Annotated in this window: 24 protein-coding genes and 1 riboswitch; of the genes, 16 read left to right on the top strand and 8 right to left on the bottom strand. The window is 65.6% G+C overall.

Annotated features, from left to right (window positions below):
- Positions 1-110: 110 nt before the first annotated feature.
- The 3 genes from D5S08_RS16440 to D5S08_RS10850 are packed head-to-tail and all read left to right on the top strand — an operon-like array spanning position 111 to position 3,003.
- Positions 111-569 carry a DUF6932 family protein gene (locus D5S08_RS16440; protein WP_126665540.1) on the top strand — a complete coding sequence of 153 codons (459 nt, stop codon included), beginning with the start codon at positions 111-113 and terminating at the stop codon, positions 567-569.
- Positions 566-1,858 carry an XRE family transcriptional regulator gene (locus D5S08_RS10855; RefSeq protein WP_121118403.1) on the top strand — a complete coding sequence of 431 codons (1,293 nt, stop codon included), beginning with the start codon at positions 566-568 and terminating at the stop codon, positions 1,856-1,858. The genes D5S08_RS16440 and D5S08_RS10855 overlap by 4 nt, the downstream gene beginning before the upstream one ends.
- 5 nt (positions 1,859-1,863) lie before the next feature.
- Positions 1,864-3,003: a beta family protein gene (locus D5S08_RS10850; RefSeq protein WP_121118401.1), complete on the top strand. Its 1,140-nt coding sequence runs from the start codon at positions 1,864-1,866 to the stop codon at positions 3,001-3,003.
- 92 nt (positions 3,004-3,095) lie between these two features.
- On the opposite strand, the gene rpoH is transcribed toward D5S08_RS10850, so the two are convergent.
- Both rpoH and D5S08_RS10840 read right to left on the bottom strand, forming a co-directional pair.
- A complete protein-coding gene (gene rpoH, locus D5S08_RS10845; protein WP_121118653.1) occupies positions 3,096-4,001 on the bottom strand; it encodes an RNA polymerase sigma factor RpoH in 906 nt (301 codons plus the stop codon).
- Positions 4,002-4,136: 135 nt separating this feature from the next.
- Positions 4,137-5,081: an RluA family pseudouridine synthase gene (locus D5S08_RS10840; RefSeq protein WP_121118399.1), complete on the bottom strand. Its 945-nt coding sequence runs from the start codon at positions 5,079-5,081 to the stop codon at positions 4,137-4,139.
- A 17-nt stretch (positions 5,082-5,098) separates the two neighbouring features.
- On the opposite strand from D5S08_RS10840, the gene D5S08_RS10835 reads away from it, so the two are divergent.
- The 4 genes from D5S08_RS10835 to D5S08_RS10820 are packed head-to-tail and all read left to right on the top strand — an operon-like array spanning position 5,099 to position 7,374.
- Entirely contained in the window at positions 5,099-5,494 is a 396-nt protein-coding gene (locus tag D5S08_RS10835) for a M67 family metallopeptidase (RefSeq protein ID WP_121118397.1), read from the top strand.
- Between the two features lie 8 nt (positions 5,495-5,502).
- The gene (locus D5S08_RS10830; RefSeq protein ID WP_121118395.1) at positions 5,503-6,165 is read left to right on the top strand and encodes a histidine phosphotransferase family protein; all 663 of its coding nucleotides are present in this window, start codon (positions 5,503-5,505) and stop codon (positions 6,163-6,165) included.
- Positions 6,158-6,865, top strand: coding sequence for an N-acetylmuramoyl-L-alanine amidase (locus D5S08_RS10825; RefSeq protein WP_121118651.1), 708 nt, complete (start codon positions 6,158-6,160; stop codon positions 6,863-6,865). Before D5S08_RS10830 ends, D5S08_RS10825 begins: the two co-directional genes overlap by 8 nt.
- 14 nt (positions 6,866-6,879) lie before the next feature.
- On the top strand, positions 6,880-7,374 hold the full coding sequence (locus D5S08_RS10820) for a DUF892 family protein (protein WP_121118393.1): 495 nt from the start codon (positions 6,880-6,882) through the stop codon (positions 7,372-7,374).
- Positions 7,375-7,469: 95 nt separating this feature from the next.
- Here D5S08_RS10820 and D5S08_RS10815 read toward each other — a convergent pair whose 3' ends face one another.
- Entirely contained in the window at positions 7,470-7,946 is a 477-nt protein-coding gene (locus tag D5S08_RS10815; RefSeq protein ID WP_121118391.1) for a hypothetical protein, read from the bottom strand.
- A 151-nt stretch (positions 7,947-8,097) separates the two neighbouring features.
- Here D5S08_RS10815 and D5S08_RS10810 point away from each other — a divergent pair, with 151 nt between their 5' ends.
- On the top strand, positions 8,098-8,481 hold the full coding sequence (locus D5S08_RS10810) for a helix-turn-helix domain-containing protein (protein ID WP_121118389.1): 384 nt from the start codon (positions 8,098-8,100) through the stop codon (positions 8,479-8,481).
- A 373-nt stretch (positions 8,482-8,854) separates the two neighbouring features.
- On the opposite strand, the gene D5S08_RS10805 is transcribed toward D5S08_RS10810, so the two are convergent.
- Both D5S08_RS10805 and D5S08_RS16920 read right to left on the bottom strand, forming a co-directional pair.
- Positions 8,855-9,991: a TIR domain-containing protein gene (locus D5S08_RS10805; RefSeq protein ID WP_126665539.1), complete on the bottom strand. Its 1,137-nt coding sequence runs from the start codon at positions 9,989-9,991 to the stop codon at positions 8,855-8,857.
- 136 nt (positions 9,992-10,127) lie between these two features.
- Entirely contained in the window at positions 10,128-10,283 is a 156-nt protein-coding gene (locus tag D5S08_RS16920) for a hypothetical protein (RefSeq protein ID WP_175578926.1), read from the bottom strand.
- A gap of 143 nt (positions 10,284-10,426) precedes the next feature.
- On the opposite strand from D5S08_RS16920, the gene D5S08_RS10800 reads away from it, so the two are divergent.
- Positions 10,427-10,858 carry a PRC-barrel domain containing protein gene (locus D5S08_RS10800; protein WP_121118385.1) on the top strand — a complete coding sequence of 144 codons (432 nt, stop codon included), beginning with the start codon at positions 10,427-10,429 and terminating at the stop codon, positions 10,856-10,858.
- A 46-nt stretch (positions 10,859-10,904) separates the two neighbouring features.
- On the opposite strand, the gene thiC is transcribed toward D5S08_RS10800, so the two are convergent.
- Both thiC and D5S08_RS10790 read right to left on the bottom strand, forming a co-directional pair.
- A complete protein-coding gene (gene thiC / locus D5S08_RS10795; RefSeq protein ID WP_121118383.1) occupies positions 10,905-12,725 on the bottom strand; it encodes a phosphomethylpyrimidine synthase ThiC in 1,821 nt (606 codons plus the stop codon).
- Between the two features lie 46 nt (positions 12,726-12,771).
- Positions 12,772-12,879, bottom strand: a riboswitch (TPP riboswitch).
- A gap of 33 nt (positions 12,880-12,912) precedes the next feature.
- On the bottom strand, positions 12,913-13,806 hold the full coding sequence (locus D5S08_RS10790) for a MipA/OmpV family protein (protein WP_121118381.1): 894 nt from the start codon (positions 13,804-13,806) through the stop codon (positions 12,913-12,915).
- A 118-nt stretch (positions 13,807-13,924) separates the two neighbouring features.
- Here D5S08_RS10790 and crtY point away from each other — a divergent pair, with 118 nt between their 5' ends.
- From crtY to D5S08_RS10755, 7 genes are all read left to right on the top strand, one after another.
- Positions 13,925-15,151, top strand: a complete 1,227-nt coding sequence (gene crtY, locus D5S08_RS10785; RefSeq protein ID WP_121118379.1) for a lycopene beta-cyclase CrtY — start codon at positions 13,925-13,927, stop codon at positions 15,149-15,151.
- Positions 15,148-16,644, top strand: coding sequence for a phytoene desaturase (locus D5S08_RS10780; RefSeq protein ID WP_121118377.1), 1,497 nt, complete (start codon positions 15,148-15,150; stop codon positions 16,642-16,644). Before crtY ends, D5S08_RS10780 begins: the two co-directional genes overlap by 4 nt.
- Positions 16,641-17,219: an endonuclease domain-containing protein gene (locus D5S08_RS10775; protein ID WP_338322972.1), complete on the top strand. Its 579-nt coding sequence runs from the start codon at positions 16,641-16,643 to the stop codon at positions 17,217-17,219. Before D5S08_RS10780 ends, D5S08_RS10775 begins: the two co-directional genes overlap by 4 nt.
- Positions 17,216-17,518 carry a barstar family protein gene (locus tag D5S08_RS10770; RefSeq protein ID WP_121118375.1) on the top strand — a complete coding sequence of 101 codons (303 nt, stop codon included), beginning with the start codon at positions 17,216-17,218 and terminating at the stop codon, positions 17,516-17,518. The genes D5S08_RS10775 and D5S08_RS10770 overlap by 4 nt, the downstream gene beginning before the upstream one ends.
- Positions 17,515-18,099 (top strand): LOG family protein, encoded by a 585-nt coding sequence (locus D5S08_RS10765; RefSeq protein ID WP_121118373.1) that lies wholly within the window; start codon positions 17,515-17,517, stop codon positions 18,097-18,099. Before D5S08_RS10770 ends, D5S08_RS10765 begins: the two co-directional genes overlap by 4 nt.
- A gap of 77 nt (positions 18,100-18,176) precedes the next feature.
- Positions 18,177-19,208, top strand: a complete 1,032-nt coding sequence (locus D5S08_RS10760; protein ID WP_121118647.1) for a phytoene/squalene synthase family protein — start codon at positions 18,177-18,179, stop codon at positions 19,206-19,208.
- Between the two features lie 27 nt (positions 19,209-19,235).
- Entirely contained in the window at positions 19,236-21,155 is a 1,920-nt protein-coding gene (locus tag D5S08_RS10755; RefSeq protein ID WP_121118371.1) for an acetyl/propionyl/methylcrotonyl-CoA carboxylase subunit alpha, read from the top strand.
- On the opposite strand, the gene D5S08_RS10750 is transcribed toward D5S08_RS10755, so the two are convergent.
- Complete coding sequence (locus D5S08_RS10750; protein ID WP_121118370.1) at positions 21,136-22,401, bottom strand: multidrug effflux MFS transporter; 1,266 nt, start codon at positions 22,399-22,401, stop codon at positions 21,136-21,138. The genes D5S08_RS10755 and D5S08_RS10750 overlap by 20 nt on opposite strands.
- Positions 22,402-22,451 lie beyond the last annotated feature (50 nt).

Genomic DNA, 22,451 nt, shown 5'->3' with positions numbered 1-22,451 from the left:
CGGACGGGGATGTAGGAAAGTGGTTAGTAAATCCCGAATGTCGGAGGTCGTTTGTTATAGGCAAAACGTTCGGCCTTGCTTTTCTGCAACCCAACGATAAAGTTGTGTTCATGCTCCCCGCGATGGTCGCTCGGCCTCACTCAGCTTTCGATGTGCTCCCCCAAGGGCTGCATCATGTCAGCTTAAGGGAGTTCCGAGACGTATTCGCCTACAACGATCATCGCGCTTGGTTGTTTGAAGGCCTCGTGCTTGCCTGCCGCGCCCTGCGGCAGGCGGGCTGCGGAAGAATCTATATCGGCGGAAGCTATGTGAGTTCGAAAGAGCGCCCTGGGGATTACGACGCATGCTGGGATCCAGCCGGGGTGCTGCCAAGCCTCGACCCTGTCTTGTATGACGACAACCTCGCTCTGGAACGAAGACAGATCTACCGAGGAGACCTGCTGATCGGGGGAGCGCATGATGGCCCAGCAGGAGAGAACTTCCGGTTCCTTTCACGTGACAAAGTCACGCACGAAGAGAGAGGAATGGTAGGTATGAAGTTGAATATTTTGGAACTTTTAAACATATGATCAAGAACGAGCGCGAGTATCGCTCCACGCGCAAATCGTTAGCTGGGTACGAGACCTCACTCTCTAAGTTCGACTTGCTAAAGCTAATCGCCAGTGGCGTAGACCCTGTGATTGCTCACGCTCAAAAGGCATCTTACGAGCGACAAGCTAAAGATCTTCGTGAGCAATTAGTTGCATACGAGCGACGTCGCCAGTCGGGTGACGAGCCAATCGAGATAGAGGGCTTGCCCGAATTAGGAAGGGCCTTGGTTGAGGCGCGGATTGCTGCTGGGTTGACACAACGCGAGTTGGCCAACGTTGCGGGTGTGCAAGAGCAGCAAATTCAGAAATACGAGAAAGAACTCTACGAGTCGGCTAGTCTGAGGCGAGTAGCGGAGATGGGGCGTGCAATCGGCGTACGCTTCACAGCCACGGTCTCAGTTGAACGCCAGAAGGAAGCTGTAGAGCAAGGCTTGCCAGAAGATCTTACTCTAGCTGACTTCCCCTTCGCCATGATGAATTCACGCGGTTGGTTCGATACCCGTATCGACCTGCGACGAACGTCCCCTGCGGAGCGTAGTCGTGTTCTCGCAGACTTCTTTCATCGGGCACCCTCTGAGATCAGCGTGGCCCTGCATCGTAAAACTAACGGAGAAATCTCGACAGCACGGCGGGCTGCACTGCTCGCGTGGCAAGCGCGCGTTCTGTCTCACGCCCGCAGAAAAATCGGGCTCGCGCGTCAGTTTTCACCACCGTCGGCCGAGGACACCGCACAGATCGCTAAGCTTAGTGCAGTTCCTAATGGCATCGAAAGTGCGTTTCAGCTGCTGCTTCAGCATGGCATTATCGTAGTCGTTGAACCACATCTGCCAAAGACGAAGCTGGATGGAGCAGCAATGTCCCTCGACGGACGCTATGGCGTTATAGGTATAACGGCTCGTCATGACCGAGTGGATAACTTCTGGTTCGTTCTACTGCACGAACTGGGGCACCTTGTTCGCCACTGGCCAAGAGTCTTGTACGGTGCCATTCTCGATGAGAATGCTGGTGAGTCCAACGACGAGGTCCTTGAAAGTGAAGCTGACGAATTTGCTGAAAACGCGATAATCCCTCGTACTACTTGGCAATCATCATTGATCAGGTTCACAAAATCAGCCGATGCAGTAAGAGACTTTGCTGGACGCAATCACATTCATCCAGCGCTTGTCGCAGGGCGTATCCGGCGTGAGCGAAGCTACAAAGAATTTAGTGACATGCTCGGCAATGGTGAAGTTAGCATCGCACTCCGTGCGTTAGGCATCTTGGAGTAGGTATTATGCACGCGTCGCAAGCAATTTACCTCCCGCAGCTAAAGTGGAAGGCAGGCGAGCGCCGCGCCTTGAAAAGCGTCTCCTCTGCTCGAAGCGGGCGCGTCCTCCCAGCTTTTAAGATCCCGCCGGCTGGAAGCTTCGATCCAGATCAACAGCGGGTGCTCACAACTGTTGAGTATCTGCACAGCTTTGGCCGCCAGCTCGCTGACTGTTGGGATCGTCGCCTCGCTTTCATCGATGCAGAGTTGATTGATGATCAGCGGCATAGCGCAGTTGTTACTGACCATCCTCTGACGGCTTTAATCGAGCGAGCCAGATTGGCTGGAGCTAATGCGGCGCCAGTATTTGGCCTTCGCAATTCCGCCGCGTACTATCAAGCTGTCCAAAGATACGCAGAGCGGAATCCTGCTGCTCCCGCGTGTTTTCGGCTTGAGCTTGGCGAAATTGAAAGCGTCTCAAGTGCTGAAACACTGACGCAGTTCGCTTCTCAACTCAGCTTAACGACGCAGTCTGTAATCCTGCTTCTCGATGGTGGCCCACTCGAAATCTCCGACGGAGAGGATTTCACTCACCTCCTAAGCGCTCAGGTAGCCCGCCTCATCGCACCAAACACGTGGGCTCGTGTCTTCTGGAGCGCCACATCCTTTCCTGAGAAGCCGCGCCTTAAAGCTGGAATGGATGGTCAATTTTCTAGAGCAGACTGGAAACTCTACCAGGCGATTTTGGCAAACAGCGCCGAATTTCCGATTGTGCCAATGTTCTCAGATTATGCGCTTGAATACCCTTCGGCATACGCGCCATTCAACGGTGCTCCATCTGCCCATCTACGATACTCCTGCCCGGAATATTACCATATTTTCAAGGGACCCTCGGTCAGGAAAGAGCGCGGCTACAAAGCTATTTTCGAGGTGGCCGAACGTCTTGTTGCATCCGATGCATTTAGCGGGGTTGGTTTTAGCTCAGGTGACGCATTCATTCATCAACTTGCCGATGGGATGGGAAGGACTGGAGATGCTGCGGCCTGGCGATGGTCGGCAACGGATCACCATTTCACGCTAGTCATAGACCAGCTCGCCAAGGCAATGGGACTGGAACACGATGTTGCTCGTACCAGCCCAGCAGCTAAGCAATTGGAACTGATTTAGAATCGACAGCGAAACAGCTACCGTTTCGCGCCAACAAAAAGGGCGGCCCCTACGGACCGCCCCTCTCAGCACCTCAGCACTGACACCAGGCCTCAGGCCATCGCGGGCATCAGCTTCTCGCCGGCGATCCGCTGCATGGCCTTCTGCACCTTCTCGAAGGCGCGCACCTCGATCTGGCGGATGCGTTCGCGGCTGACGTCGTAGACCTGGCTCAGCTCCTCCAGCGTCTGCGGGTCGTCGGTCAGGCGGCGTTCGGTCAGGATGTGCTTCTCCCGATCGTTCAGCCCGTCCATCGCCTCCACCAGCATGGAGTGGCGCACGCGGGCCTCCTCCGCCTCGGCCACGACGTGGTCCTGCAGCGGGCGGTCGTCGGTCAGCCAGTCCTGCCACTGGCCGCCGCCTTCCTCGTCGGCGCGCATGGAGACGTTCAGCGAGGCATCGCCGCCCATCATCATGCGGCGGTTCATGTTGATGACCTCCTGCTCCGGCACGCCCAGGTCGGTCGCGATCTTGGCGACATCGGTCGGGTGCATGTCGGAGTCCTCGTAGGCCTCCAGCTGCTTCTTCATGCGGCGCAGGTTGAAGAACAGCTTCTTCTGCGCGGCGGTGGTGCCCATCTTGACCAGCGACCAGCTGCGCAGGATGTATTCCTGGATAGACGCCTTGATCCACCACATGGCGTAGGTCGCCAGGCGGAAGCCGCGATCGGGCTCGAACTTCTTCACGCCCTGCATCAGGCCGACATTGCCTTCGGAGATCAGGTCGCTGACCGGCAGGCCGTAGCCGCGATAGCCCATGGCGATCTTGGCCACGAGACGCAGGTGACTGGTGACCAGTTGCGCGGCGGCCTCCGGATCCTCATGTTCCTGGTACCGCTTGGCGAGCATGTATTCCTGCTCCGGCTTCAGCACGGGGAATTTCTTGATCTGCGACAGGTAGCGGTTGAGGCTCTGTTCGCCCCCGAGTGCCGGCACTGTCAGTTTTCTCTGCTCGCTCATCATCTGTGTCCCACAACCTTGTGTCGGCCAATCATTGCGTGGACCCCTTCTGGGCATCCACAGGGCCCGGCCACTCCTGCCCCCAACGGTCTTATATACCGACCGATCCTGTAATTCAGCTTCGTTTCGTCGATATCATTGACCGCATTCGTCGATTAACTGGCGCATATCGGCCGGCAGCGGACTGCTGAAGTGCAGGTATTCGCCGCTGACCGGATGGACGAAGCCGAGTTCCGCCGCGTGCAGCGCCTGCCGCGTGAAGCCGAGCTCCCGCAGGATCGGCCGGACGATGGAATTGGCGCGCCCATAGACTGGATCTCCCAATAGCGGATGGCCGATTGACAGGAGGTGAACCCTGACCTGGTGCGTGCGGCCGGTCTCCAGCCGGCACTCCACCACGGCCGCGCCGGTGAGTCGTTGAAGGGTCTTGTAATGGGTAACGGCATGTTTGCCGCGTGAGGAATCCTTGGGCAGCACGGCCATTTTCTTGCGGTCCGCATCCGACCGCCCGAGGCGCGCGGTGATGGTGCCGGCGGGCGGCTGCGGGTGGCCGTTGGTGACGGCGAGGTAGGCGCGGGTAATGGAATGATCGGCGAACTGGCGGGCGAGGCCTTCATGCGCGCGGTCGCTCTTGGCCACCACCAGCAGGCCGGACGTGTCCTTGTCGATCCGGTGCACGATGCCCGGCCGCGCGACGCCGCCGATGCCCGACAGCTGGCCGGCGCAATGGTGCAGCAGGGCGTTGACCAGCGTGCCGTCCGGATTGCCGGCGGCGGGGTGGACGACCATGCCGGCGGGCTTGTCCACCACCAGCAGGTCGGCATCCTCGTGCACGATGGTCAGCGGGATCTGTTGCGGCAGGGCGTGGGGGTCGGTGGCCGGGGGCAGGCGGATGGCGAAGGAGGCGCCGTCGGGCGCCTTGGCGCTGGGGGAAGTGGCGGGGGTGGCCGCGACGGTGATGGCGCCTTCGGCCAGCAGCGCCTTGATCCGTTCGCGCGACAGGCCGCTCGCCTCCGCCAGCGCCTTGTCCAGCCGGGGCCCGCCGGCCAGCGTGCCGGTGATTGTATCTGCCGCTGTCATGCCGCAGGCTGTGCCGCATGGAATGGACGGTCACAAGCGCCGTGCTGGCGGTGATGCGCAGCGCAGCGGCGGCGGCGCATCCGCGGGAATGCTGCGGCCTGCTGCTGGGCCGGGGGCAGGCGATCGTGCAGGCGGTGCCGGCGGCCAATGTGGCGGCCGAGCCCTGGCACCGGTTCGAGATCGATCCCGCCACGCTGATCGCGGCGCACCGGGCGGCGCGGGCCGGGGGGCCGGCGGTGCTGGGCTATTACCACTCCCACCCGACCGGCGATGCGCGCCCCTCCGCCACGGACCAGGCGCAGGCCGCCGGCGACGGGCGGGTGTGGGCGATCGTGGCGGCGTGCGACGTATGCTGGTGGCAGGACGACGAAGCGGGCTTCGTGCAGCTTTCCTGTTCCCTCGCGGAAAGCTAAGGGCGGCAATGATGATTTCACAACCCGATCTCGCCGCCCTGCTCTGTTCGCGCCTGTGCCACGATCTTGTCAGCCCCGTCTCCGCCTTCGGCAACGGGCTGGAACTGCTGGAGCACGAGAACGACCCCGCCATGCGCGACAGCTGCACGCAGCTGCTGGCACAGAGCGCGCGGGTGGCGGCCGACAAGCTGACCTTCTTCCGCTACGCCTTTGGCGCGGCCGGTTCTTCCGTGCAGGAGATGCCGGTGGCCGAGATGCGGGAGCTGATCACGGCGCTGGCCGCCGGCGGGCGCGACGTGGCGCTTGAGTGGGGCATCGCGGCGGACACGCTGCCCGGCCCGGCGGCCAAGCTGCTGCTGAACATGGCGGCGATCGGCCTGGACACTCTGGTGCGCGGCGGCGTGCTGGCCATTGCGGCGGAGCGGCGTGGCGGCGACGTCGAGATCGCCATCCGCGCGGAAGGCGACCGGATCGCGATGGACCGCGACATCGGCCGCGCGCTGGACGGCACCCTGCCCCCGCACCAGCTGTCCGCCCGCACCGCCCCGGCCGCACTGGTGCGCCAGCTGGCACAGGCGCATGGCGGCACCGTGCAGCAGGCGCAGGGCGACGGCGTGCTGGTGATGGGCGCCACGATCGGCGCGCCGGCCGATGCAGGCGCGGATGGCTGAGGACGAGCTCGTCCACCGGGAGGTCCCCTCCCCCAACTGGAACGAGCGGGCCGGCGCCATCTCCGCCGTGGTGCTGCATTATACCGAGATGCCGTTCGATGCCGCGCTGGCCCGGCTGATCGACCCGGCGGCGGAGGTCAGCGCGCATTACCTGATCAGCGAGGCGGGCGAGGTGATCCGGCTGGTGGCGGAGGAGAAGCGCGCCTGGCATGCAGGCGCCAGCTTCTGGCGGGGCCTGCGGGACGTGAACTCCGCCAGCATCGGGATCGAGCTGGACCATCCGGGCCATGCCGGCGGGTACCGCCCCTTCGCCCGGGCGCAGATCGACGCGCTGCTGCCGCTGCTGGCGCGCATCGTGCAGACCCATGACATCCCGCGCGCCAATGTGGTCGGCCATTCGGACGTCGCCCCCACGCGCAAGATCGACCCGGGCGAGCTGTTCCCGTGGGACCGGCTGGCGCGCCACCGCCTGTGCCTGGCCCGGCCGGAACGGCTGGACCTGGGCGATCCGTTCGACAATGACGGCGCCTTCATGCTGGCGCTGGAGCGGTTCGGGTACGACATCACGGACAGCCACAAGGTGGTGGAGGCGTTCCAGCGCCGCTGGCGGCCCGAACATATCGACGGCATCGTGGATGGCGAGGTGCGCGCGATCCTGTTCCAGCTGCTGGTGGACCGGGACGCCGGACGGACACGTTAAAGGGAGAGCGCAGGATGCCGCAGGTCGATAGTGCACAGGGACTGCTGGTCGAGGCGCTGCAGGACATGGCCGACGCCGCGCGGGCGCTGGCGGAGCGGGGCGGCGCGCTGGCGGCGGCGGTGCATGACGACGCCTTGCGCGCGCTGATCCACGCCGACCTGCCCCACGCCGGGGAGGAAGCAAAGACGCTGGCCGAGCTGCTGGCCCGGCTGGGTGCCGAGGCGCAGGGCGCGGACAATATCTGGCTGCGCGCGATCCTGGACGATGCCTGCCGCGATACCGAGACGGAGGTGCCCGGCCGCTGGCGCGATGTCGCGCTGGCCGGAGCGCTGCGCAAGGGCAAGCAGGCGCAGCGGGTCAGCTACGAGACGGCGATGGCGCTGGCGGCGCATCTGGGCGATGCGGAGATGGCGGGCGACCTGGAAGGCCTGCGCAATGGCGCGGCGCGGGTGGATGCGGTGCTGGCGGTGCGGTTGCGGGCGCTGGTCGGGGACAAGGGTGTGGGGTGACGGGGTTACGCCGGTTCGCGTCGGCTTGGCCGCATTTCCCGTCGGCTTGCACCGGGCAGGCGACACCGTGCCGACCGGTGGTGTCGCCATGCCGATCACACCCTGCCGCCTTGCGCACCGGCCCTGTCGCCAAGGTGGCGGACAGCGTCACCTTGGCGGGGCGCGATGTCGCGGTGTGGCGAGGAACTGTCGCCCAGCCCGGCGGGTGTGTCGGTTTGCAGCCAGGGCAGTCCTTCCGCGAACCACCTTGCATCGTTCTGCCGGCGCCGCGCGGCCGCCCGCTGCGTCTCCGCCCGCGAGGGTAGCAGCGCCGCCTGCTTCAGCCCGGCGGCGAGCGCCAGCGGCCAGGCCTGCGCCACGGTGAGCGAGCGGTCGCGCAGGCGATAGGCCGATTGCCGCGTCATCCCGACGCTGCGCGCCGCGCGCGCCACATTGCCGTGGCGGCCGAGGTCATCGAGGAAGGCCAGCGCCTTGGCCGCGGTCCAGCGGTACTGGTCGTGCGCGAGCGGATCGGGGTGGCGGGTGCGGGGTGAGGCGGCTGGCGACGGGGCACCGGGCGGGGGCGTGGTCATCCTCAAGCTTTGGGCAGATCGGGGGCGTGTAGGAAAATGGTTTTGGACGGTGGGGTTCTGGCGCGGGCCGACTGAACCGGGCGGCTGCGTTTCACCACATGCTGCGTTATACGTCAGACCGCCCGCCCGGCTCACGAACAGGAGCGCGACCTTGGACTACTGGCCCCAGCGTTTCACCGCCCCGGATGGCACGGAGATGGTCGTGATGCGCGCCGAGGATTGGGAGCGCCTGAGCGCCTATGCCGAGGACGAGGAAGATGTGCGGATCGCGGACGCGCGGCTGGCGCGGTTTGATGCCGGCGAGGGGACGATGCCGGGCAAGGTGCTCAACCTGATCCTGGACGAGAACCTGTCCCCGCTCGCCGCATGGCGCCGCTATTGCGGGCTGTCGCAGGCGGCTTTGGCGCAGAAGGCGGGCTTGAGCCAGGTGTGGGTCAGCCGGATCGAGGCCGGCGCCGGCTATGGCTCGCGCGCGACGCGGCGGAAGCTGGCGGCGGCGCTGGAGGCGCCGGTCTGGGCGTCGGAGCAGGAGTGATCGAAGCGCCCTTCCGCCAACCACACCTACGTCATTGCAAGCGCAGCGAAGCCATTCGGGGTCGAATGGGGTGACGCATGTGGCTCTGGGCCGCCATGTCACCTCCGGCTACTCGCGATGACGATTTTGGAAGCTGGTGGCGGCCTCGGAGGAACGCACCGACACCAGCTATGACCCGTGCGCTTTGCCGTTGCTGACTTTGACGGATCAGCGCCCATCGCGTGACCGCCGGATTACGGATGAGCGGGTTACGGTGATGGCCACGCATTGGCGAAGTACGTTGTTGAGCTTTCACGAGGGAGATCAAGCACCGAACTACACGACTCTACCCGACTCCACATACAACGCCTACTAACATAAATCGCCATTTAGCTTACTTAGCGCGTTTTAAGTCGTTTATAGCTTCCAAGAGCCGAATTGTCGCGTTGCCATCGAGTGCGTCACCCTCATACCTACCTTCATAAAGGCCTTGGAGATTTGAAGGAAGCTTCACACCATTCTTGACAAGAAGTATAAACCTCTTGCCGTACAAAGCCATTGCAGCACCGATCTCGATTAGCACGTTAGGATTTAGAACAATGTGCTCTTTCGCCTCAGCATCGATCAAGGTCATTTCACCTTCGACGTGAATAATCGCGGCGCCACACTCACGCATATCATTCATTACTTTTTCGGGGACTGGTTGTGAAATCGACTGCCTCTCCACCGAAACGACCGCCTCCATCTCACCGAACGACAAAAGCTTTTTTATCGGATCCACAAACTGTTTATTATAACCATGAGTAATAAATACCTTCTTATTCGCAGTATCTTTGCGAATAAAACCAGTATCAATATTCTCAGATGACTTTGCTTCTATATCTTCGTTTGTAGTTGACTTTGCAAGCGGTTCACCGCTCTCCAAGTCCACCCTATCGCTTACATCGATCTCGTCATCAGCTGGTATCTTAGAAGAGTTAGGCCCTGCCCTCTCCAGATTGATATACTTTTTCCCCTTTATCTCTTGCAACATACCAATGGACGCCGCACCCTCAACTATCAACGCGTAAACAGACGACGCTCTTTCTCGCGGGACACCTAGCGCTACAAGAACATTTTCAGCGATGCGCTCGGGGGGAAGCGGACTGTTATTATACTTGTTTAGAAAAGTTCCAACAATGTTCGGCGTAAGCAGCGCTTCCCGCTTTCCGGAAATATCATCACCTTCTGCCAGAGGAGATAAGATTTGGTTAGCCAAAGGTGTCAGTGAAATTTCAGCTGCGTTGTAAGCACCGGAAGTCAAACCATAAGCTATCGCAGAGCCCGTGAGCATCCTAAAATGACTCGAGTTCGGAGCGAGGTTCATCGCTGCAGCCACATCTAACGGCTTAGTCGCAGCGCCTGCATAATTGTCCGCTATGGCAGACGCTACTCTCAATGCGTCCTCAAGCGAGTAGGCGGGAACGTCAGTTTGACTAACTCTTACTCGCTTGGCCTTAGGACTTGAAGGCTCGCCTTGCTTCTCTCCCACACCGTCCCCCTATTCGCTGCGGAGCGAGAATAAGCGGTTTCGTCTCGTTCCTGCAAGCTCGGGCACTTGTTAATTCTCATAAGCGGGTCAGGTTAGCAGCATACTCGTTGCCATCGCCCGCGATAGTCGCTCGTTACTACCCCTTCGCCTTCCCCTTATGCTCGGCAATCAGCCGGTCCAGTTCCGCGATGCGCATGCGCTCCGGCGTGGTCTTGGGGAGGCCCTTGAGGCGACAGGTCGCCCACAGGGCCTTGCGCTCGGATTCCAGCGCCTTGAGGTAGAGATCGGCCATGGCGTGTGTTCGCGCCCCGCGGGCCGGTTGTAAAGCGCGGGCGTGGCTTCGGGGCCCTCCGGAGTGCGGCAGGGTGGGGGAAACCAACGCGGCGCCGCGTCGTTCGCCTTCCATCCCCCACAGCAGAAGAGGAGTCATCTGCCATGAAGTTCGTCACCCTTGCCGCCCTGTCCTCGCTCGCGCTGGGCGTGGCCGCGTGCCAGTCCGAGGCGGAGAAGCAGGCCGATGCGACGGAGGACGCGCTGGAGCAGCGGGCCGATGCCGGCGTTGCCGCCGCCGACGGGTCGGCCGTCGCGCTGGGCATGACGGAGCGGCAGCTGCTGGATGCCGATCTCGTCTCCGCCAATGGCACCGAACTGGGCGAGGTGCAGGCCCTGCGCCGCACCGGCGACCAGGTGAGCGGGGAGGTGACCGGCCTGATCGTGGAGCTGGAGAACAGCAATCCCGACCGCTACGTCACCGTGCCGCTGCAGGGCCTGACCACGCGCAAGGATGGCAACGACATGGATGTGCAGACCGCGCTGACCGCCGCCGAACTGGCCGCGATGCCGGACGTCCAGCTGCCGACCACCTGATGATGGCGGCGGGGGCGATGGCGCGCGGCCTCGCCCCCGCTTCCCCTCAATCCTGCTCGCGGCCGTTGGCGCCGATATAGAGTTCGTTGCCGCCGAGGCGGTATTTCTCGCTCATGGCGGCCATGCCCGCCTCCGCATCCTTCGCCGCGAAGTCGCGCACTTCCTGCGTGATCTTCATGGAGCAGAATTTCGGCCCGCACATGGAACAGAAATGCGCCGTCTTGGCGCCTTCGGCCGGCAGGGTCTGGTCGTGGTACTGTTCGGCCGTTTCGGGATCGAGCGACAGGTTGAACTGGTCCCGCCAGCGGAATTCGAACCGCGCGAGGCTGAGCGCGTCGTCGCGCACCTGCGCCGCCGGGTGGCCCTTGGCCAGGTCGGCGGCATGGGCGGCCAGCTTGTAGGTGACGACGCCGACCTTCACATCGTCCCGATCGGGCAGGCCCAGATGCTCCTTGGGCGTGACGTAGCAGAGCATCGCCGTGCCGTACCAGCCGATCTGCGCCGCGCCGATGCCGCTGGTGATGTGGTCGTAACCCGGCGCGATGTCGGTGACGAGGGGCCCGAGGGTGTAGAACGGCGCCTCCCCGCAGGCCTCCAGCTGCTTGGTCATGTTCTCCTTGATCTTGTGCATCGGGACATGGCCCGGCCCTTCGATCATGACCTGCACGTCCTGCGCCCAGGCGCGCTTGGTCAGCTCGCCCAGCGTGTAGAGTTCGGCGAACTGCGCCTCGTCATTGGCGTCGGCGATGGAGCCGGGGCGCAGGCCGTCGCCCAGCGAATAGGCGATGTCGTAGGCGGCGCAGATCTCGGTGATCTCGTCGAAATGTTCGTACAGGAAGCTCTCGCGGTGGTGGGACAGGCACCACTTGGCCATGATGGAGCCGCCGCGGCTGACGATGCCGGTGACGCGCTTGGCGGTCATCGGGATGTAGGGCAGGCGCACGCCGGCGTGGATGGTGAAGTAGTCGACGCCCTGTTCCGCCTGTTCGATCAGCGTGTCGCGGAAGATCTCCCAGGTCAGGTCCTCCGCAATGCCGCCGACCTTTTCCAGCGCCTGGTAGATGGGGACGGTGCCGATGGGGACGGGGGAGTTGCGGATGATCCATTCGCGCGTGTCGTGGATGTTGCGACCGGTGCTGAGGTCCATCACGGTGTCGGCGCCCCAGCGGATCGACCAGACCAGCTTGTCCACCTCGGCCGCCACGTCGGACGCCACTGCGCTGTTGCCGATATTGGCGTTGATCTTGACCAGGAAGTTGCGGCCGATCGCCATCGGTTCGCATTCGGGGTGGTTGACGTTGGAGGGGATGATTGCGCGGCCGCGGGCGAGTTCGCTGCGCACGAATTCGGGGGTGACGTATTCCGGGATCTCGGCGCCCCAGCTGTTGCCGTCCAGTTCGCGGCGGACGAATTCGCGGCCGAGATTCTCGCGTTCGGCCACATACTCCATCTCGGGCGTGATGATGCCTTGGCGGGCGTAGTGCATCTGGCTGATGTTGCGGCCGGCTTTCGCGCGCAGGGGGCGGCGGATGGTGTTGGGATAGGCGGGGACGCCGGCGGAGCGGTCGGGGCCCTTGAGGCCGTTATCCTCCGGCTTCACTTCGCGTGCGTCATACGCCTCCACGTCATTGCGGGCGAGTTGCCAGGGGCGGCGCAGCAAAGGCAGGCCGGCGGCGATGTCGATGGTGGCGTCGGGGTCGGTGTAGGGGCCGGAAGTGTCATAGACCCGCACCGGCGGTTCGCCACAGGAAGGCTCCAGCACGATTTCGCGCATGGCCACGCGGTGCGGGCCGACATGGATCTTGCGCGATCCGCGGATGGGTCCGGTGGTGACGCCGATTTCCAGCGGGGAATTGATGTCGGCCATGTACACGCTCTCCGTTTGTCGGAGGAGGTGCGGAAAGCCGGATTGCGCCTGTGCCGCCGCCCTTCCCTCCGCCCGTATTAACGGGTTCAGGTTCGACGGGTCGTGGGATGCCAGCCCCACCTCTCAGCCATGGCAGGCTCCCCGAGGGTGCCGGCAGGATAGGCCGGCACCCTCGGGCATGCAAGGGTCAGAACGTGTAGGCGAGGCCGATGCCGCCGACCCACTGGTCGGCGCTGCCGCGGATGCTGGTGAAGGGCGTATCCTCCGCCGAGCCGAACAGCCGGTTGTAGCTGGCGAGGCCGACGATGGAGAGGCCGCCATCGGTGATGTCGCCATTTAGGTCGAACCCGGCGACCAGGTTGATACCGGCCGACTTGAAGCCGCCATCGGCGTCATATTGCGGCAGGCCGGTGACGGCCGCATCCGCCGCCGTGACGCCGTAATAATATTCCGCGAAGGAATCGTCGACCCATTCGGCGTTGGCGTTCAGCGCCGCGAAGATGCCGCGGCTGAGCGGGGTCAGATAGCTGATGCCCGGCGTGATCACCATGCCGTCATGCGCGCCGGCCACGTCCCAACGAATGTCGGAACTGACGGTCAGCCGGTCATAGGGATGCAGCACCTGCGCGAAGGTCACGCCGGCATTGGCGCCGACCTCCACCGCCAGATCTTGATCCTCCAGCCGTTCCACGACATCGTCCTTCACGTCACCGTCGCGGCCGAAGCGCAGGCGGGCGACGGGGCCGAGCTGGAACTGCACATTGCCCGGCGTGTCGTAATCGCTGATCAGATCAAGGGCGATGCCACCCGCACGCGGGGCGATGCCGATGCCGCCCACCCGCCCGGCGATCGCCGGAAACGGGGTCACGACGTAATCATCCGACCCTTCATAGGTCGGCACCAGGCCCACGCCGGCGCCGATGATGAAGAAATCGCCGTCCAGCACGCCGGCATCGACCTGATCGCGCGGCATGTCATATTCGGTGGCCCGAACCGTTCCGGACGCGCCGGCCGTGTCCTGGGCGATCGCAGGCGCGGCGAGCAGAGCGGCCAGAGCGACGCCGGGAAGGATAATTCGCATGTTGTTTTGGGACCCCAAGGATGATTTGCGCGATACGTTCGGAACGTCGCCTTGTTCCTGCCGCAGGTAGAAAGATGGCTGCATTGCCTCCGCCCGGCGATCGGGTAAGGCAAGGCACATGAGCAGCGCCCCCGGCAGCAATGGATGCGACGTGGCGATCGTCGGCGGCGGGCTGGCGGGCGGGCTGATCGCGCTGGCGCTGGCGACACGCTGCCCGCAGCTGCACCTGCGGGTGATCGAGGAAGGCGCGCGGGCCGGCGGCAATCACCGGTGGAGCTGGTTCGCCAGCGACCTGAACGCAGCGGGCACGAAGCTGGTGGCGCCGCTGCGCAAGGCGGAGTGGCAGGCGGGCTACGAAGTCGATTTCCCGCGGTTTCGGCGGGTGCTGGACACGCGATATCGCTCGCTCGCCTCGCATGATTTCGCCGCCCATCTGGCGGCCGCGCTGCCCGCCGGCACGCTGGTGACGGGGAAGCGGGCCGAGGCGGTCGCGGCCGACGGCGTGATGCTGCCCGGTGGCGAGCGGCTGCCGGCGGGCGCGGTGATCGATTGTCGCGGGTTCCGGCCGACGCGGCACCTGCGGGGCGGCTGGCAGGTGTTCCTGGGCCGCCACCTGCGGGTGGACCGGCCGCACGGGCTGACGCGGCCGACCATCATGGATGCGCGGGTCGACCAGACCGACGGGTACCGCTTCGTCTATGTCCTGCCGCTGGCGGCGGACGAGCTGTTCATCGAAGATACCTATTACCAGGACAGCCCGGTGCTGGACCGCGCGCTGCTGTCGGCGCGGCTGGATGCCTATGCCGCCGCGCATGGCTGGACGGGGACGATGCTGGCGGAGGAGACGGGCGTGCTGCCGGTGATCACCGGGGGCGACTTTGCAGCCTGGCAGGCAGAGAGCCGTGTGCCGGGCGTGGCGCGGGCCGGGGCGGGCGCCGGCTTCGTCCATCCGCTGACCAGCTACACCCTGCCTTTCGCGGTCGAGACGGCACTGGCCGTGGCGGATGCCTTCGCGCAAACGCCCGGCCTGACAGGCACGGCACTGGCCGATCTGCTGGAACGGCGCGGGCGCGAGCACTGGCAGGCGATGGGCTTCTATCGCCTGCTCGGCACCATGCTGTTCGGCGCGGCCGATCCGGCGGAGCGTTATCGCGTGTTCGAGCGTTTCTATACGCTGAAGCCATCGCTGGTCGAACGGTTCTATGCCGGGCGCAGCACCTGGACTGACAAGGCGCGGGTGCTGAGCGGACGGCCGCCAGTGCCGGTGGCCGCGGCGGTGCGGGCACTGGCAGGCAACCGGCCGCGGCTCTATCTTGGCGCGCAACAACAAAGGGATAGTGCATGATCGACCCCCAGGCGAAGCGCGCCTGCATCATCGGTGCCGGGTTCGGCGGGCTGGCGCTCGCCATCCGCCTGCAATCCGCCGGCATCGCCACCACCGTGGTGGAAGCGCGCGACAAGCCGGGCGGGCGCGCCTATTACTGGCAGCGCGACGGCTTCACCTTCGATGCCGGGCCGACCGTGGTGACCGACCCGGCCTGCCTGCAGGAATTGTGGGCCATCACCGGCCATGACATGGCCCGTGATATCGAACTGATGCCGGTGATGCCGTTCTATCGCCTGAACTGGCCGGACGGGGTCAATTTCGATTATTCCAACGATGATGCACAGCTGAAGCGGGAGATCGCCAAGCTCGATCCCGGCGATATCGATGGCTACGAACGCTTCCTGGAATATTCGGCGGGCGTGTTCCAGGAAGGCTACGTCAAGCTGGGCAGCGTGCCGTTCCTGGACTTCGCCAGCATGATCAAGGCCGCGCCCGCGCTGATGAAGCATCAGGCGTGGCGGTCGGTCTATTCGGTGGTCAGTTCCTACGTGAAGAGCGAGAAGCTGCGCGAGGCGCTGAGCTTCCACACGCTGCTGGTGGGCGGCAATCCGATGACCACCAGTTCGATCTACGCCCTGATCCACAAGCTGGAGAAGGATGGCGGCGTGTGGTGGGCGCGCGGCGGCACCAACCGCCTGATCGCGGCCATGGTACGCCATTTCGAGCGGCTGGGCGGCGTGGTCCGGCTGGGCGATCCGGTGACCGCGATCGGCACGATGGGCGACCGGGCAAGCGACGTGACCTGTGCCAGCGGCTGGAACGAGAGCTTCGACGCGGTGGCCAGCAATGGCGACATCGTCCATTCCTATCGCGACCTGCTGAGCGGCAACCAGCGCGGCCAGCGCGAGGGGCGCAAGCTGATGAAGAAGCGCTTCAGCCCCAGCCTGTTCGTGGTGCATTTCGGGGTGGAGGGCACCTGGCCCGGCATCCCGCACCACATGATCCTGTTCGGCCCGCGCTATAAGGGCCTGCTGGACGACATCTACACCCATGGCGTGCTGCCGGAAGATTTCTCCATCTACCTGCACCATCCCAGCGTCAGCGATCCCTCGATGGCGCCGCCGGGCATGAGCACCTTCTATGCGCTGGTGCCGGTCGCGCATATGGGCAAGCTGGCGATCGACTGGTCGGTGGTCGGCCCGCAGCTGGAGAAGCGCATCCTGGACGAGGTCGGCCGCCGGCTGATCCCCGACATCCACAACCGCATCGTGACCAAGTTCCATTATGCCCCGCCCGATTTCGCCACCGACCTGAACGCCCATCTGGGCAGCGCCTTCAGCCTGGAACCGATGCTGACGCAGAGCGCGTTCTTCCGGGGTCACAACCGCGACGACGTGATCCGCAACTTCTACCTGGTGGGTGCGGGCACCCATCCTGGCGCGGGGATCCCGGGGGTTGTGGGAAGTGCGAAGGCGACGGCGGGGCTGATGCTGGAGGATCTGGCGGGGTGAACACCGAGCGGTCCGGAGAGTGGCCCGTGCCCCTCCACCACCCTGCGGGTGGCCCCCCTCCTCGTATCGGGGAGAATCATCGCAATCCTCCCCCGCCGGGGGAGGGGGACCATGCGCAGCATGGTGGAGGGGCACCCGGTCATCTCTCCGGACGGCGAGATACGGTAAAGCAGGCCCGCAAGCTGCGGAGTGAGATGACGTTGCCCGAAAGCCTGCTGTGGAGCGAATTGCGGCAGCGGCCCGGCGGGTTCAAGTTCCGGCGGCAACACGCAGCAGGCGACTACATACTCGACTTCTATTGCGCGGCAGCCAAGCTGACGATTAAAGTTGATGGCTGGGTTCATGACACGGTGCTTCAGGCCCGCAAAGATGAGGCTCGGTCTTGCTGGCTGCGGAGCCGAGGTGTGGCAACGACCCGGATACCGGCCCGGCTTGTGATGGAGAACAAGGGCGCAGTCGTGGCGCGGGTGGTGCAGATTTGTCGGGAACGGCTGGCAGCGTCCGGAGAGCGGCCCGTGCCCCTCCACCATCCTGCGGATGGTCCCCCTCCCCGTTCCGGGGAGGAATTTGCGTGACGGTGCTGGTGCTGGACGGAGCCACGATGGGGTCGCTGGCGGATCTGCACGCGCAGGTGGCGCGGCATCCGGAGACGCCGGGCGATCACGGCCCCAATCTCGATGCGCTGTTCGACGTGCTGCTCGCCTATTACACCGCCCCCTTGCAGGTGACCTGGCGCAATGCCGCCGCGGCGCGGGCCACGCTGGGGCCGGATTTTGCCCGGGCGCAGCAGGTGTTCGACGATGCGGTCGAGTATTACCGTTCCAAGGGCCGCCCGGCCGAGTTCACCATTATCGAAGGACCCGAAGCGCCATGAACCGCCTTGCCGTCTATTGCGGCTCCGCCACGCCCGCCGATCCGCGCTATGTCGCACTGGCCCATGAAACGGGCGCCCTGCTGGCGCAACGCGGGATCGGCGTGGTCTATGGCGGGGGCACGCGCGGGCTGATGGGGGCGCTGGCGAGTGGCGCGCTGTCCGCCGGGGGCGAGGTGATCGGCGTGATCCCGGAGGCGCTGGCCGCCACTGCGGAGGTGGCCAACCATGCCTGCACCGAGCTGATCACCGTGGCCAACATGCACGAGCGCAAGCTGCGCTTCACCGACCTGTCGGACGGGTTCCTGACCCTGCCCGGCGGGGTCGGCACGATGGACGAATTGTGGGAGGCGATGAGCTGGGCGCAGCTAGGCTACCACACCAAGCCGGTGGGTCTGCTGAACGCCTTCGGCTTCTATGACGGGCTGGTGGCGTTCAACCGGACCATGGCCGAGACCGGCTTCGTCCGGCCCACCCACCAGAACATCATGCTGGTGGAGCACGAGCTGGAGCCGCTGCTGGACCGCATGGCCGCCTATCAGCCGCACCGCCCGATCTTTGCCATGACAGCGGAGGAACTGTGAGCACCACCCCGCCCATCCGACCCGCGAACCGCCGCCCGCTGACCGTGCCGCGCCGGCTGCTGGCCCCGTCGCGCATCATGCGCCCCACCCCGCGCCAGATCGGCGGCGGGCGGGAGCGGGAGGACCTGGTGGCAGAGGCGCACCGCGCCATCCGCAAGGGCAGCAAGAGCTTCGCCGCGGCCAGCCGCCTGTTCGACCGTGACACGCGCGAAAAGGCGTGGCTGCTCTATGCCTGGTGCCGGCGGTGCGACGACATCGCCGACGGGCAGGATAGCGGTTTCACCCTGCGCCCCGGCACTGACGGGCACGAGCGGATCACCGGCATCCGGGTGCTGACGGGCCGCGCGCTGGAAGGCCAGCCGACAGCGGAGCCCGCCTTCGACGCCTTTGGTCAGGTCGCGCTGGAGGCCGGGCTGAAGGCCGACATGGCGGCCGATGTGATCGAAGGCTTCGCGCTGGACCTGGCGGGCTGGCGTCCGCGCACGGAGATGGATCTGTGGCGCTACTGCTATCACGTGGCCGGCGCGGTCGGCGTGATGATGGCGCGGGTCATGGGCGTGGAGGCGGATGACGAGGATCTGCTCGACCGCGCATGCGACCTGGGCCTCGCCTTCCAGCTGGGCAATATCGTGCGCGACATCAGCGAGGATGATGCGGGCGGGCGCTGCTACATCCCGGTGGAATGGCTGGCCGAGGCGGACATTCCGCCCGGCGAGCACATGAAGCCGGCCTTCCGCCCGCAACTGGTGGCGCTGGTGGCGCGGATGGTGGCGCTGGCGGAGGAGCGCGAGGCATCGGCGCGGATCGGGGCGGCGAGCCTGTCGTTCCGGCAGCGCTGGGCCGTGCTGGCGGCGGCCAACATCTATGGCGCGATCGGGCGCAAGGTGCGCGCGAAGGGTGCCAAGGCGTGGGACCGGCGGGTGCGGATCGGCAAGCTGGCCAAGCTGCGCCACGTCCTCGCCGCCCTGTTCGAGGCGCTGCGCTCTCCCGCAGAGCCGCCGGCGCAATGGCCGACGCCGTCGCGCGGGCAGATCCTGCTGGCGGTGCGGATGGCCGGGCCGATCGCACCGATGCCGATGACTCCGCTGCCTGATGAGGATAGTGTGTAGTCACAAAAGAAACTGGGTGAGGCTGCCATGATCCGTTCCGTCCTGATCGCCAATCGCGGCGAGATCGCCTGCCGCATCATCCGCACGGCGCGGGCGATGGGGATCCGCACGATCGCGGTCCATTCCGACGCCGATGCCCGCGCGCTGCATGTGCGCGAGGCGGACGAGGCGGTGCCGATCGGTCCGGCCCCGGCGGCGGAAAGCTATCTGGTGGCGGAGCGGATCATCGAGGCGGCGCTGGCGAGCGGGGCCGATGCGGTGCATCCGGGCTACGGCTTCCTGTCGGAGAACGCCGAGTTTGCCGAGGCCGTGATGGCCGCCGGCCTGATCTGGGTGGGCGCGCCGCCGGCGGCCATCCGCGCCATGGGGCTGAAGGACGCTGCCAAGCAGCGGATGCGCGCCGCCGGCGTGCCGGTGACACCCGGCTATGACGGGGCGGAGCAGGATGCCGCCAGCCTGGCTGAACATGCGGAGGCGATCGGCTGGCCGGTGCTGATCAAGGCGGTGGCCGGTGGCGGCGGCAAGGGGATGCGGCTGGTGGAGAACCGCGGCGACTTCCTGGCTGCGCTGGACAGCTGCCGGCGGGAGGCCGCCGCATCCTTCGGAAATGACCGAGTGCTGCTGGAGAAGTGGATCAGCGCGCCGCGCCATATCGAGGTGCAGGTGTTCGGCGATGCCCACGGCAATGTCGTGCACCTGTTCGAACGCGACTGTTCGCTGCAGCGGCGGCACCAGAAGGTGATCGAGGAAGCGCCCGCCCCCGGCATGGACGACGCCACCCGCGCGGCGATCTGCGATGCCGCGGTGCGCGCGGCGCGGGCGGTCGACTATGTCGGCGCGGGCACGGTGGAGTTCATCGCCGATGGCAGCCGGGGCCTGGCCGCCGATCGCGTCTTCTTCATGGAGATGAACACCCGCCTGCAGGTGGAGCACCCGGTGACCGAGGCGATCACCGGGGTCGACCTGGTGGAATGGCAGCTGCGCGTGGCCGCGGGCGAGAAGCTGCCGCTGAGCCAGGACGAGCTGGCGATCCGCGGCCATGCGGTGGAGGCGCGGCTCTATGCCGAGGATCCGGCGCGCGGCTTCCTGCCGGCGACCGGCCCGCTGGAGCTGCTGGACTGGGGCGAGACGCCGATCCGGATCGAGACGGGCGTGGAACAGGGCGACCAGGTGTCGCCGTTCTACGACCCGATGATCGCCAAGCTGGTGGCGCATGGCGAGGACCGGGCAGAGGCCCATGGCCAGCTGGCCGCCGCCTTGCGCGATCTGCGGGTCTGGCCGGTGCGCACCAACGCCGCCTTCCTGCTCGCCTGCCTGAGCGATCCGGTGGTGCAGACCGGGCAGGCGACCACCGGCCTGATCGCGGAACGCGGCGCAGATCTGACCGACAACGGCGGGCCAGGCGACAATGAGTGGCAGATGGCGGCGCTGGCGCTGTTCGCGCCGTTTTACAGCGCGGGCGAGCAGGCGATGGCCGGCCCGTGGGACCGCGCCGCCGGCCTGCGGCTGAACGCCCCCGATGCGATGCAGGTCACCGTGCAGCATCACGGCCCCGGCGGCGAGACGGAGCTGCGCCGGATGAACCTGGCCGAATGCGTCTATGCCAGCGGCACGGCGGTGCCGGTCAGCGGGCGGGATGGGGACGGCGTGCTGGCCACCCGCGATGCGCAGCCCTTCCTGTTCAGCCTGCCGCGCTTCGATGCCAGTGCCCTGAAGGCCGGCGATGGCGCGATCCTGGCGCCGATGCCCGGGCGGGTGATCGCCGTGGACGTGGCGGAGGGGCAGGCCGTCACCGCCGGGCAGCGGCTGCTGGTGCTGGAGGCGATGAAGATGGAACACGCGCTGACCGCCCCGGTGGACGGCATCGTGACCGACCTGCAGGTGGCCACCGGCGCGCAGGTGCAGGTGGATGCCTCGCTGGTGCGGGTCAGGCCACCGGAGGAATAGGCGCCGGCCCCTTGCGCGGCGCGTTCAGGCGGCGGAACAGCTTGCCCCGTTCGCTGAACAGCACCAGCACCAGTGCCGACACGCTGCAGATCAGCAGCGCATGGGCAAACGGGCGCGCGCTGCCATCATAGGCCTGCCCGATCATCAGGCCGACCACCGCCGCGCCGAACATGCGGCAGAAGGTCTGCACCGAACTGGCCGCACCGGCGATGCGCGCGAAGGGCTGCATGGCGATGGAGCCGAAATTGGCGCCGAGGAAGCCCAGCAGCATCAGGTTGGTGGCCATCAGCGGCAGGAACACCGCCAGCTCGCCCGGCCGGTAATGCGCGGCCCAGACCTGCGCCGCGGACACCACGATGAAGGTCAGCACACCCGCATGGCTGACCCGGCGGGCGCCGAACCGTTCCACGATGCGCGAATTGACGACGTTGGACACCACCATCATCGCCGCCGTACCGCCGAACACGATGGGAAACCACGAGCCCACGCCAAAATGTTCGCCCAGCAATTGCTGCGCGCTGTTGACGTAACCGAACACCGCCCCGACCAGCAGCCCGGCCCCCAGGACATAGCCGATCGCACCACGGTTCAGCAGGCCGGTGCGCATGTTGCGCAGCACGACCGGCAGTTCCACCCGCTGGCGGTTCTCTGGATGCAGGGTCTCCGGCAGGCGCAGCCACACCCACAGGCCCGTCAGGGCGGCCACGGCGGCGAACAGGATGAAGATCCAGCGCCAGCCGGCGAACAGCAGCACGGCCTGCCCCAGGCTGGGGGCGATCACCGGCACGGTGATGAACACGGCGCTGACCAGGCTCATCAGCCGGGCCATGCGATCGCCTTCATACTGGTCGCGGATGATGGCGGTGGGCACCACCATCAGCCCGGCGCACAGGATGCCCTGGATACCGCGCAACGCCAGCAGCACTTCGAAGGAATGGATCGATGCGATCAGCAGCGAGCAGAACGCATAGGCCGCCAGGCTGACGAACAGCACGGGCCGGCGACCGAACCGGTCGGCCAGCGATCCCGGCAACAGGCAGCCCAGGCCATTGGCCAGCAGATAGACCGCCACCACCAGCTGCCGCCGGTTGCCATCGGCGACGTTCAGCTCCGTCGCCATCTGGCCCAGCGCGGGCAGCATGGCGTCGATGGCGAGCGCGTTGAGGCTCATCAGCAGGGCGACGATCACCACCAGTTCGCGCTGGCCGATGATCTTGCTGTGGGGGGAAGCGGCGGGGGTAGCCATGCCTCGCGCCTAGACCCATGTTGCAGCGCGGTAAACACTTCTTGGCAGCA

It is taken from the genome of Croceibacterium ferulae (genome assembly GCF_003660445.1).
Taxonomy (GTDB): domain Bacteria; phylum Pseudomonadota; class Alphaproteobacteria; order Sphingomonadales; family Sphingomonadaceae; genus Croceibacterium; species Croceibacterium ferulae.
Note: the sequence above shows the minus strand (reverse complement) of the source record. Positions and strands in the feature narration are given on the sequence as shown.